Consider the following 11,874-nt stretch of genomic DNA (forward strand, 5'->3'; position numbering starts at 1 on the left):
CTATTTACTCTCCTTTAAAAAGGCGGCGACGGCTGCCTCACAAATTGATTGATCCTCTTCGATCAGACCACCGCTGACCCCAATAGCACCAATGGCCGTACCATTGATGACTAATGGAATACCACCAGGGAATGAGACCAACTTACCATCTAACATGGTTTCCATTTGGTACAATGGCGCACCTGGTTGGATGTCTTTGCTAATTTCTTTAGTTGGTTCCTTCATAGCGATTGCCGACCAAGCCTTCTTAGGAGCTAGTGTGGAGCTGACCAAGTTTGCATTTGGCATGTGATATAACATCTGTGGTACCGTTGCCTGGTCCATGATGCAAATCGTGACCCCAACCTTTAATTCATCAGCACGGGCTACCGCAGCATCAATTACCTTTTCCATCATATGACGATCAAATAAGTTCATCGTTGTGCCTCCTTGTTTGGCAATTACATCGCGAATAATCTGACTCAATTGTTCTTCATTCATTTTTTATCGCCCCACTGCTTGAGCATACCGTTTCATCACCTGATCAGTTAGCTCATTGACTTGATATTCATAGTCCTCTGAACGGGCCATGATGTAAAAGAAATCGGATAAACGGTTCACGTAGCGCTCAAGGACGGGACGAACCTCAACATCCGTCGAAAATCGGACAAACATCCGCTCCGCTCGTCGACAAACCGTTCGGCAAATATGCAACTGTGCTCCAGCCAAACTGGCACCCGGTAAAATAAAACTGGTGACTTTAGGTAATTCAGCCGTGTAGCGGTCAATCACCTGTTCTAACATAGTCACATCATCATCGGTAATCACCCGACTGTTGGCATTAAATTTACCAGCAGTCTGTGTGGCAATTTCACCTTGAAGAAAGAACATCTTGTACTCAATCTTCTGTAGAATGGCTTTATTCTCGGCTTTCACACAGAACTTATCTGCCAGGCTAACATTGGCATTGAGCTCATCAAACGTCCCGTAAGTGTCAACTCGTAAGGAGTCTTTTCTCACCCGTGTACCGTCATATAAACTCGTTGAACCTTTGTCTCCGCCTTTTGTGTAAATTGGCATCTTGCTATCCCCCCTCTACTTATCAAAGCGATCAATGATCCCAACGATCGAACAATCATTGACATCACGCGCCGCCTCTTCGTTGCGATTAGCACGACGGGCACCAGCACCACGAACGAGTAACACGTACTCGCCAACCCCAGCACCAACAGAATCAGCTGCAACTTCCTGATGACGAACGGCTTGCCCATCGGAATTAACGGGTTGGACAATCATCAGCTTCCGGCCTACTAAGGACGGATCCTTTTGCGTCGACACGACGCTACCAATTACTTTTGCCATATACATTCTTCATCAGTCCTCATTTGTAGTTTCATCTGCTTCACCGCACGTACAGTACTGGCCTCATCCGTTAATCGCTGTTGCGGCGTAACCACCACAATCGTTTTATCCGGTAAAGCTGCCAACACTGAACGGGAAATCAAGCGCGGATACACCGCCTTAATCGGTTGTGACTGGGGAGTTACAAAAAGTAACGGCCAGTCTAACAACATGCTTCGGGGAATAAAGTTAATGGCTAACTCGTTGATAGTGAATTGAAAATCCACCTGATAATCAATCCCTTGTAACACCCAGGCAACCCATTGATTATCAACGTTCATGCCATACAGCGCATGAATCAGTTCAATCGAGACATTGGCCACCGTAACGGTTGCATTGTCCAAAAAGACTTGTGTTGAGGGCGCTGCCGCCGTGCGATCATAGGTACAGTGGTACGTCTGCTGCTCGCGTCGCTTAAGTTTATTTAGGACTTGCGCCACTAACGGTTCCACTTCGATCACCAACTTCATCTAAAATTTCGCTTAACGCCTTACGCTTTCACAATTTTACCGAACGTGTTGCCATCAACATTAGCGGCATTCGCTTCGTCCGTATCAATGTGCATTTCCAACACAAAATCTTCTCGTGGCCGACAAATAACGTCATTGTAGATAGTCCGCCGATCTTGTGACTGAACTTCAACGGAAACCGTATCGCCCAACTTAACACCGAAACGTTTAGCGTCTTCATTACTCATGTGGATATGCCGCTTGGCAATGATAACGCCTTGAACCGTGACCTCACCATCTGGTGTCACCAGCTTAACCGATGGCGCCCCATCCAAATGACCAGATAGACGGATTGGGGCTGGTACACCAATGTTCAGAGCTTCTGAACGGGCAATTTCAACTTGTGAGTGTGCCCGACAAGGTCCTAAGACCCGCACATGTTTAATCGTTCCCTTAGGTCCGACAATATCCACCGTTTGCTTTGACGCAAATTCCTTAGGCTGTTTCAACGGCTTCAAAACCGTCATTTCTTGATTGGGAAACAGCGTATTAAAATCCGCCTCTGTCAAGTGAATGTGGTGGTTGGAAACACCGATCGGAATACGATCGGGATCCAATTCTTCTTTGATAATACGTTGAACTAACGCTCGTAAAGCTGTTTCATCCATAGTTAGTGCCACCCTTATTCATTAAAAATTATTTTGCAGCTGGTTTGCTCGTCTTAGGTAAGATGTTTTCAACTTCTGCGTGTGGACGAGGAATAACGAATGAGCTTTGGACTTCACCAATGTTTTCAGCGGCGGCAACCCCAGCATCAACGGCGGCTTTAACGGCACCAACGTCACCACGAACCATGACCGTTACCAAACCACTACCGATCTTTTCTTGACCCATCATTTCAACGTTTGCTGCTTTAACCATGGCATCTGCCGCTTCGATTGAGGCAACTAAACCCTTGGTTTCGATCATACCTAATGCGTTATTCATAATAATTTCCTCCTAATAGTTAGCTCTGTTTGTTTTTGCCAAATAGTTCTTGATAATGCAGGCATTTCTTCCGTGGCTCGCCTAACTTCCGTGGACACTTAGGATCTCCACATAAGTTACAAGTGGCCTCAGCTTCATCCTTGGTTACCGTGGGCTCTGCTGGCGCCTCAGGGGCGACGTCAGTGACCTGCGGTTGTTGCGGTGTTTCTTCATTTGTGGACGTTTCTGGTACTGGCGCGAAGATCGGATTTTGGCTTAAATCGCTAATTCCCGGTGCTGGGTTAGCTAAGACAGTTGAACTGACATAATCCGTTCCAACCGTTTGCTTCCCAGTTTCTATCGCCACCGAAACGGCCGCTACATCACCACTGATGATGACTGTTACCCAGCCACCACCCTTGGTGTTTTCTAACCCTACTAGGTTAACCGCTGCCGTCTTGAGCATCTTATCCGCCACAACAATGGCACCTGGCAACCCGGTAGTTTCTAGATATCCAATTGCGTCCATCTTTTCTAACCACCTAATCTAATGTCTTAAAGGGCACGCCCTTCACCAAGCGAGCTGCATTAGCACCTAACCGGCGCAGGCGGTCCGCCGAATCACGGGTCACCGTGAATAACGGCTGCTCGGCATGCAGGTTCTTGTAGTGAACAACCACATGCTGATCGTCAAAACCAATGCCCACGGACAACCGTGAAGCCAAAGCCGCCTGATAAGCGCGCATGGTGACATCGTCTTCTGCAATCACCTTGGTCTGTACCGGAATGGCTTCTTCTTCAATCCCGTTAAGTAACGGTTTCAAAGTCACCGGTAAATCGGACGCCGCTGTCGGCACGGCAATAAAAATTGCCGGCTTATCCATTGTGTTGGTCATAGGCGTCCCTTCTCTCCCGGGCATAAGACAGGATCAATCCCGTAGCAACCGCATTTCGCGGTCCTTCAACGGCCCGAATATTTCCCCGTCCGGCAACAAGGTTATAGTGAGACAACTCATCCGTGACCAATTGTGGGATTTCAAAGTCCAGCGCCGATCCCCCAACGATCACGACAAACGGAATGTCACGGATATTACCAGTGGGACTCACGTGTTGTAAGGCCCGCCGTGCATTTTCCACAAACACCCGCTTCTTAGCGGTCTGGCGAATCTGCTTAACCTTTTCAATGTTCATATTCCCTGGCAATGGGACGTAACCGTCCGGCTTAATGACCACTGTGCGCGCAAAAATGTCTGCTGGCAGTGGGTCTTCAAAAAACTGAACCGTGCCATCTTCATGCCGAATTTGGAATAGATTTTCAACTCGGGCCAGCGGATATTTCTTAATATCCTCGGCCAAGTACACATCGTCTAGGCCTAACTCAGAATTGATAATCATGGTGACCATGTCCCCGGCACCAGCCAAGTGAATCGCCACAATATCATCTTGCTGATTGATAATCGAGGCATCTGTTGAACCGGCACCCAAGTCAAGAATCGCAATGGGCTTGGTTGTTCCTGGTGTCGTCAAAGCTCCCAAGATTGCGGCCTCAGCTTCAGCTCCGCCAATCTCAACGGAAATGTGAAGCTCGTCTTGAATCAAATCAGCAATCTGTTGCATCTGGAGGTGGTCAGATTTTACCATTGCGGCAATCCCAACGGCTTGTTCGGTTGAGAACTCGCCAGCCAGTCCACCTTGTACCTTGACTGGAACCGCCGTGTTGACGGCTAGCAGATCTTGAATAGCGATATCCCGGTTCTGTTTATTGGTGAGGTCCGCCATCGTCTGCCGAACCTTTTCCAACATCCCACCAACATTGGTTCCCGCTTCACCTGTAATATCTTGAATCCGGTCAAACTGATTGACCTTCTTCATAATTGCTTCAGCACCAGCGGCCACGTTAACCTTGTCAGAATCTCGATCACCTTCGATTTGGATGCTCCCGGCTGGAATAACCCGGGCCTTCACATCCCCCTTAGGCGTCTTGATGACCACCGCAGACCGGTTGCCAATTAACGCCCGAGAAACCGGCACGATGTTTTTGGTTTCGTCGGCTGTCAAATCAAAGAGTGTGGCGATTCCATACGGATTAGATAACTGCGAAATAACTTGCCCTTTACCAGCAACCTCAACGCCAGCCATCATCCCCATGGGAACCTTATCAATCCGCGCCACTTCATCTACAATCGGAATTTTGTGTTCCAGCCGGTTATCAATTAACACCCCATCATCATTTTGCAAGATGGCCGCATTTATTTGATAACCACTTTGCTGGTACAGATTGATCAGCTTAGCCGCATCTTCGAAATCAACTTCAGCCGGTACCAGAACAATATACGGACGTGTCTTATCGGTTTCTTGAAGCAGTTGTAGCAAACTCACCGTATAGCCAGAACCAATACCGACGCCACCTGGTGTGTTCGGGTTGTGCCCAATCATCGTGGATTCAGTAATCACCGTTTCCGTGATGGTTTCCATCGCCACATCCCCAATAACCGGTGTTGCTTCGTTAATCCGGATCAGGTCAATATCACTCAAGGCTAACTGACTTTTATTTAACACTTGCATAATGGCTTTTTTGATCCCAATGAGGTTTTGCTTGGTTCCTTTGATCCCCGTGGTTTCTGCAATGTCAGAATTGATAAAATCAACCGCACCTTGATCTGAAATATCAGCCAAAGCAACTTCCGTTGAGGAATTACCAATATCAACACCTATCACCTTTTGCATACGAAGACTCCTAACTAGTTATCGCCCTTCAGTTTCTTACGGGATTCATAGTAGTCGGCCGCTTCCGCAAACCATCCGGCGTTCACTGGGGCATGATATTTATCTTTTAATTCGGCTGAAATCGCTAATAATTCCGCTTTAGTGGACCGGTATGGTCGTAAGGCGTTGTACATTTCCAGTAATCGATCATCTGGAATAGAGGTCAATTCTGACGCCCGTTGGAAGTTACGTTGAACCGCATCCCGACCAGCATCGTTGGCCACTTCACCTTGCATCCGTAAGGTATCCGGCGTAATTCGTAAATCATTGGCCTTAATATCATCGTTGAGAACATTATCCAAGGTGATATCGTTCAAAGCTTTCCCAGACGGTGAATGTACGAGCTCTGGGTGCTTAGAGTACAGTGGATAATCTTGTTTCGATAATGCTGCATGCTGCGTCTGCGTCGCCGTTGACGTAGGCGTGGCAGTCGTCTGATCAGCGGCCTCAGTGCCACCAATTTGTTGGACGATTTTTGCTACTAAGTCATCAATTTCACTCATGACCCATTCCTCCTAGTTAAAGTTGACTTCGATTTGTTCAGCGGGTTTCCCCATAACGACCTGTTTCGTTTCCTTGATATGCATCAAGGCAGACAAGGCCTGGTATTGAACCCGTGCCATTTGGTCATTAACCGTTGGAACAGGGCTTGGTGACATTCCTTTAGCGTATTCGGCTGCATTCTTGCCGATAGCCCGGTAGGTATCACCATCCAAGACAGGTGCTTGTGGGAACAATTCCAAGTTGGACAATGGTTCTTGGTCCTTTTGGTGAATGATCGTCGTCCCTTTGGATTGAATGGCAATGGCGATACCAGAACCTGATAAATGATCTCCTTCGGCACCACAGAAGGAAACGTCAGAAGTCCGGTAGACTTTTACGACCCGTGCCTTCAGTCCTTCTTCTTCAATGCCCGCAACCATCTGTCGTAAAATTTCTTTATGGCTGATTCCAGTCAAATTATGGTCCATCACTTCTGCAAAGGCTGGTGCCACAGCAATCACGACTTCATCACGTGAATAGCCGGGTTTGGCAACCCCAACGTGTTTGAACCAGTCAACTGGTTTTTCCGGTTCTGGGCCGTCACCATTAACTGGTGCAGCCGTTGCCGTCGTAGCTGATGACGCTGCTGGTGCATCATCTTTAAATGAGATTGGCGTGTCCCCCGTTTGGGTTTCAGCAATCACATCACGGATAATATTCCGCAATAAGTTTTCATCGATTTCTTGAGCCACAGTGTTAACCCCCTTTTCGACTAAAGCTGCATGTTTTGTGGATCAATGGCAAACGGTAAGTTCTTGATGCGTTCCCATTCTTCCGTATCTTCTTCCAACCGGTAACCCGTACCAGGACCTTGATAGTCGTTGGCATCGTTGACGGCGGAAATGACATGCCACTTGCTGTCGAAAATAGCGGATGTCTGTAAGAAGTCCCCACAAACCTTTTGCTTTTGCAAGTCTAAGACGGCTTGGGCAACATCCTTAAATCCGTGGTTGAACAAGGCTTTAACAATATCGACCCCGGTAATGCCGCGATCCATTAGATCTTGAGCAGCCTTCATATCTTCAACCATGTTCCGTTCTGGCATATCCTTAGAGGTGTTGGCGTAAGTTGCAGCTTCCACTTCTTCATCGGTGATCTTAGGTAAACCTAGATCTTCAAAGACGGCTTGAAGGGCCCGTGCAGCCTTGTTCCGGGCTTTGATGATTGTTTGTTCATCAACTGGGTGAATCCCACCGTTGATGGCTAAGTCACGTTCCATGACGTAGTAATCATCGTAGTCCAAACCATCGGTGTTCGAACCAGCAAACGTGTTGTCGTAATTAGGTGTTGAGGAATAACCAGAAGAAATGTAATCTGTTCCGGCAATGAATTGACCCAATAACCGTTCCGTCCGCCGCATATCAGAATGGGAGAACGCTTGGTCATTGGCAGATGCACATTCAAGGTCAAGCATCATGCACAACAGGTTTTCACCCAAGACGGAGCGAATACCCGAAGGAACAGACCCTGGAATCCCAATACAACTAACCCCACCGTTTTGGAGGCCTTGAACACCGGACGCCTTGGTGATGAAAATACAACGTGATTCGAGGTATAACATGGACTTGCCTTCGGTATAGCCCATCATAACTTCGGAACCAGAACCAGACGTAAACCGCATCTTCAAGCCCCGTGAAGCATAACAGGAAGCTAAGAAGCCTTTAGACCATGGTGTATCATCACCATCAGTGAAGACCTTATCGGTACCGTAAACAGAAATTGTTTCGGCATAGCCGGTAAAGCCACGCATTCCTAGGCTTAATTCTTCTGCTTCTTCAACCGAACATTGGGTAATAACACCAGGACGACCAGTTTGTGCCCCAACCATAATCGAAATGGCATTCAGGGGGGCGTACCGGGCAACGGCAGTCGTCGTTTCTTGTTCTGGGAAACCCCGTAAAGCAGCATCGGCAGCATCAGCAGCAATTTGAACCGGATTGTCACGAATGTTAGTAACGTGGCATTGCGTTGCTGGCGTCCGCCGTGGCCGCATCTTTTGAGTTGCCATAATCATTTCAGCAAAGTTTAACTTGCTGATAACTTCTTCAGCTTTGGCTGGTGTCATCGCTGTGGTAATGTCGATGATATCTTTACGCGACACGTTAGGATCACAGAGCATATTGGCGATCTTAGTGGAATCCATCGCCATCACTTTTTCAGCATTTTCAAGCTTAATGCCATATTTTGCGATGTAGAGATCAATCAGATCGAAGTCAGCAGCTGGTTTACTATCCATTTCGGTAACCTTGCCGTTTTCAATCTTGATGCTTGGCTTTGGGTCATTAGGACCCATCATGGCAACGAATCCTTCTTCAGGCCATTCCTTAACGAAACCGTCTAAATGGATCGGGCGTTTCTCTAATTCTTCAAATCGTTTTTGACGTTTCAATTAAAAATCCCCCTTTAACGAATGTAGGATGGAAAATCATTAACTGGATTTTCACCTAATTGCGCTAACAGTTTCAGGCCAACTTCACGGCCAGCAATCACGGCTTGACGAACGGCACCAGAATCACCACTAATGTGAACAATGCCTTCGTTAGAGAAACTCGTTCCGTGACCAGGTGACGCAAAGGTCAAGACATTGACACCAGCCGTCTTAATGGCAGTATCGGCCATCACAACCCCAATTCCAGAAGGCGCACCACAGATCAAACCGTAAGCTTTACCCTCTGGGGCACCAAAGGCCATGTGGCAAGCGCCAGCGGCCCGGGCCGTGAATTGTAATTCCAAATGCCCGGCGGCGGAGTTATACACGTCACCAAATGTCCGGCTTAAGTTATCTAGCGCCACTTGAATGGCAGACCGAACATCAGATGGATCATAACCACCGACTAAGATTAAGACACCGTGACCGGCACCGCCCTTAGTATCCCGTGGCATTTCAATATCAATGACTTCGGTATTGGTGGCCTTAACGGCTTCATCCATCGCCATGATTTGTGGACCAGCACCTGTACGGGAACTAAGGATGCCAATCACCGTAAAGCGTTTTTGCACATGCAAATGATCGAGCAATAAGGTATCAACACTAGGAATACACATGCCAATTGTGTCGCCAATTTCACTCGCTCCAACAAATTCTGGAACGGTGCTCGTTGAATTTAAGAAGTTATCCATTATTTTTCCTCCCGATGACTGCGAGGCCGGTTTAACCGTGACCCCGTGACGCAGAAGTTCTTCCATGATTTGATTCATTAACTGCTGATTGGTCATCATTTATTTACACATCTAAGATGCTATTTCTTTTGAGGTAAAATCTTTTCAACATCAGTGTGAGGACGTGGAATAACGTAGCTAGATAGAACTTCACCAATGTTTTCAGCGCCAGCAACACCAGCATCAACAGCGGCCTTCACAGCACCAACGTCACCACGAACCATTGTCGTTACCAAACCATGACCGATCTTTTCTTGTCCCACTAAATCAACGTTAGCGGCCTTGACCATTGCATCGGCGGCTTCAATTGCAGCAACTAAACCCTTTGTTTCGATTAATCCGAGTGCTTCTTGTTCCATGATAAAACCTCCATTTATTGGCTGGGCAACCCACGCTGCCCTTCTTCTAAAACGCTTTCATTATATTTGAATGGTTTAGCACTATTTCAACCGAAATAGCACATTTAATTACAAAATAATCAAAATTACCGAATTCAGCTACTAAAAGCTCAATATTTTACAAGCAGTTAGACAAATTGCGCTTGATATAGTAATCTGTTTAACTTACAATTAATTCGTGATACCGGATTCATTACTATTTTGTCAGCGAATCCCATAAAAAGTCATTTAATTATCTAATTCAAATTCCACTCAATCTGGGGGCTGTTACTATGACCACTTATTCACCAAGTCAAGAAAATTACCGTGAGTTGGCACATCTTTTAGCACGATTTACCAGTCTGACACAGATCAAGACCATCTTTTACGATTTTACGGGAATCCTCTTAAAGGATGACTTTGTTTACATTAATCACTCAGCTATTGAAGATAACCTTGCCCAATTAACTTTCTCGGATTATGCTATTTTTCCGGTTAGTCGCAACATCCAGATGTGGGGCGCCGTTCTTTGCGAAAGCGTGAATGTTTCTAAGAAGCGGCTATTTTTGTCCCGCTCTTATCTAGAGAATTTGATGACGCAAATTTTTGATGAAGATACGTTGGGTAAGGTGAGTGTCTGGGAACCCCTCACCTCTGATCAGGTAGGGCAAATCAATAATCTCCATGCGCTTTTCCATCCGACTGGTGATACTGATCCACTACAAGCTGTCTTGGCGCCCAATGCCGTCATTGCTGGTCACACGATTGATAACGATGAGGCGTTCCGCAGTATCTCACTGGCGATTGACTATATCCAAAAGAACATCCAACGACCGATTTCGCTTAACGAAGTGGCTCAGCGCGCTTACTTATCACCGTCTTACCTCAGTCGTTTATTCAAAAAATACCTTCACGTCAACTTCATCGAGTACGTGAATAACCAAAAGATTGCCTTGGCCCAAGAAAAACTATCCTTAACCCTGACCCCCATCAATCAAATCTCGAATCAAATTGGCTTTACACAAACCAGTTACTTCACGAAAATTTTTAAAAAGAAAACGGGGATCACCCCATCCGAATTTCGCCAACGCAATCATACAATTCAAAAAATCTATACCATTCCACGTGAACTCAATTGGGACACGAATGACTCGGTCATTGACGTCACCAAGAATTACTTCAAGTCTCATCACATTACCTATCACACCGATTCGGAAGAAGGTGCGACGTACGTTAATAGTATCGGCGAATTAAACGATGCTAAGGGAAACCGCGGTTGGATTTACACCGTTGATGGCCAACAGCCAACGCAATCTGCTGATGAAATCGCCACACATGATAAATCAGTCATTCAGTGGGTCTATACCGACTACTCCAATTAAAAAAGAGCGATAGCCAGAACTTATCCGGTTATCGCTCTTTAATTTTGATCAATTATTTCACTAAAACCTGTAAGCCAGCAGCCAAAATGCCACCGACAATCGGGCCACACATTGGCACCCAAGCATAGCTCCATTCACTAGAACCCTTGTGGGGAATTGGCATTAATGAATGCGCCAACCGTGGCCCCCAATCACGGGCTGGATTCAAAGCAAAACCAGTCGTGGTTCCAAGTCCCATCCCAATAATTGCGATTAACATTCCGACAATAAAGGGTTTCAGACCTTGCGTAAAGTCACCTAAGTTCAGCAAAATAAAGATGAATGCCCAGGTTGCAATCACTTCTGATAGGAAGTTGAACAATGGGTTGGCAATTGCTGGTCGTGTGGCAAAGATTCCTACCGTGTTGCCTTCTTCAACGGACGGAGTCGCCTTGAAGTGGGGATAAAATTGAATAATAACTATTACGGCACCCACAAAGGCTCCCAAAAACTGCCCCAATAAGTATGGCACCACACTGGACCATGGGAAGAAACCAAAGACCGCAAACCCAATTGTCACCGCCGGATTCAAATGACCATCAGAACCCAGGGCTCCAGCTACGTAGACTCCCATTGTTACCGCTAATCCCCAGGCAATACTAATAAAGGTCCAATTACTACCGTGACCATAGGTTTTCTTCAAATTAGCACTTGCGCCAGTTCCGGCACCTAGAACAATCAGAATCATCGTACCAAAAAACTCACCGATAAAACCACTCATCGTAAAACACCTGCCCTTATCATATTGATGAAACAATCGTAGTTTAGCATAAACGACCCCCGTATTTTTTTCAGCTAAATGGAAATTTTTGT

General features: G+C 46.4%; 16 protein-coding genes. 1 reads left to right on the top strand and 15 read right to left on the bottom strand.

What is annotated here, in order from left to right; all coding sequences use genetic code 11:
* From FC61_RS03585 to FC61_RS03650, 14 genes are read right to left on the bottom strand one after another with little or no spacing between them, the layout of a single operon-like run.
* Positions 1-480: a GlcG/HbpS family heme-binding protein gene (locus FC61_RS03585; protein ID WP_011668307.1), complete on the bottom strand. Its 480-nt coding sequence runs from the start codon at positions 478-480 to the stop codon at positions 1-3.
* Between the two features lie 3 nt (positions 481-483).
* On the bottom strand, positions 484-1,059 hold the full coding sequence (locus tag FC61_RS03590) for a cob(I)yrinic acid a,c-diamide adenosyltransferase (RefSeq protein ID WP_011668308.1): 576 nt from the start codon (positions 1,057-1,059) through the stop codon (positions 484-486).
* A 15-nt stretch (positions 1,060-1,074) separates the two neighbouring features.
* A complete protein-coding gene (locus FC61_RS03595; RefSeq protein WP_035465031.1) occupies positions 1,075-1,347 on the bottom strand; it encodes a EutN/CcmL family microcompartment protein in 273 nt (90 codons plus the stop codon).
* Positions 1,329-1,850 (bottom strand): PduM family microcompartment protein, encoded by a 522-nt coding sequence (gene pduM / locus FC61_RS03600; RefSeq protein WP_021742740.1) that lies wholly within the window; start codon positions 1,848-1,850, stop codon positions 1,329-1,331. The genes FC61_RS03595 and pduM overlap by 19 nt, the downstream gene beginning before the upstream one ends.
* 20 nt (positions 1,851-1,870) lie before the next feature.
* Positions 1,871-2,497 carry a phosphate propanoyltransferase gene (locus FC61_RS03605; protein WP_021742739.1) on the bottom strand — a complete coding sequence of 209 codons (627 nt, stop codon included), beginning with the start codon at positions 2,495-2,497 and terminating at the stop codon, positions 1,871-1,873.
* Positions 2,498-2,525: 28 nt separating this feature from the next.
* Positions 2,526-2,819, bottom strand: a complete 294-nt coding sequence (locus tag FC61_RS03610) for a BMC domain-containing protein (RefSeq protein ID WP_269218794.1) — start codon at positions 2,817-2,819, stop codon at positions 2,526-2,528.
* A gap of 16 nt (positions 2,820-2,835) precedes the next feature.
* Positions 2,836-3,324 carry a BMC domain-containing protein gene (locus FC61_RS03615; protein WP_011668313.1) on the bottom strand — a complete coding sequence of 163 codons (489 nt, stop codon included), beginning with the start codon at positions 3,322-3,324 and terminating at the stop codon, positions 2,836-2,838.
* A gap of 13 nt (positions 3,325-3,337) precedes the next feature.
* The gene (locus FC61_RS03620; RefSeq protein ID WP_015473975.1) at positions 3,338-3,691 is read right to left on the bottom strand and encodes a glycerol dehydratase reactivase beta/small subunit family protein; all 354 of its coding nucleotides are present in this window, start codon (positions 3,689-3,691) and stop codon (positions 3,338-3,340) included.
* A complete protein-coding gene (locus FC61_RS03625; RefSeq protein WP_042516724.1) occupies positions 3,672-5,522 on the bottom strand; it encodes a diol dehydratase reactivase subunit alpha in 1,851 nt (616 codons plus the stop codon). Before FC61_RS03625 ends, FC61_RS03620 begins: the two co-directional genes overlap by 20 nt.
* Positions 5,523-5,536: 14 nt before the next feature.
* Positions 5,537-6,064, bottom strand: coding sequence for a diol dehydratase small subunit (locus FC61_RS03630; RefSeq protein WP_011668316.1), 528 nt, complete (start codon positions 6,062-6,064; stop codon positions 5,537-5,539).
* 12 nt (positions 6,065-6,076) lie between these two features.
* The gene (locus FC61_RS03635; protein ID WP_021742735.1) at positions 6,077-6,796 is read right to left on the bottom strand and encodes a propanediol/glycerol family dehydratase medium subunit; all 720 of its coding nucleotides are present in this window, start codon (positions 6,794-6,796) and stop codon (positions 6,077-6,079) included.
* Positions 6,797-6,816: 20 nt separating this feature from the next.
* Positions 6,817-8,493 (bottom strand): propanediol/glycerol family dehydratase large subunit, encoded by a 1,677-nt coding sequence (locus FC61_RS03640; RefSeq protein WP_021742734.1) that lies wholly within the window; start codon positions 8,491-8,493, stop codon positions 6,817-6,819.
* Between the two features lie 14 nt (positions 8,494-8,507).
* A complete protein-coding gene (gene pduB, locus FC61_RS03645; RefSeq protein ID WP_021742733.1) occupies positions 8,508-9,323 on the bottom strand; it encodes a propanediol utilization microcompartment protein PduB in 816 nt (271 codons plus the stop codon).
* Positions 9,324-9,343: 20 nt separating this feature from the next.
* The gene (locus FC61_RS03650; RefSeq protein ID WP_011668320.1) at positions 9,344-9,622 is read right to left on the bottom strand and encodes a BMC domain-containing protein; all 279 of its coding nucleotides are present in this window, start codon (positions 9,620-9,622) and stop codon (positions 9,344-9,346) included.
* Positions 9,623-9,933: 311 nt separating this feature from the next.
* On the opposite strand from FC61_RS03650, the gene FC61_RS03655 reads away from it, so the two are divergent.
* Positions 9,934-11,022 (top strand): helix-turn-helix domain-containing protein, encoded by a 1,089-nt coding sequence (locus tag FC61_RS03655; protein ID WP_021742732.1) that lies wholly within the window; start codon positions 9,934-9,936, stop codon positions 11,020-11,022.
* Between the two features lie 52 nt (positions 11,023-11,074).
* Here FC61_RS03655 and FC61_RS03660 read toward each other — a convergent pair whose 3' ends face one another.
* A complete protein-coding gene (locus FC61_RS03660) occupies positions 11,075-11,782 on the bottom strand; it encodes an MIP/aquaporin family protein (protein WP_011668322.1) in 708 nt (235 codons plus the stop codon).
* Between the last annotated feature and the right edge of the window lie 92 nt (positions 11,783-11,874).

The organism is Levilactobacillus brevis ATCC 14869 = DSM 20054 (genome assembly GCF_001433855.1).
GTDB lineage: Bacteria > Bacillota > Bacilli > Lactobacillales > Lactobacillaceae > Levilactobacillus > Levilactobacillus brevis.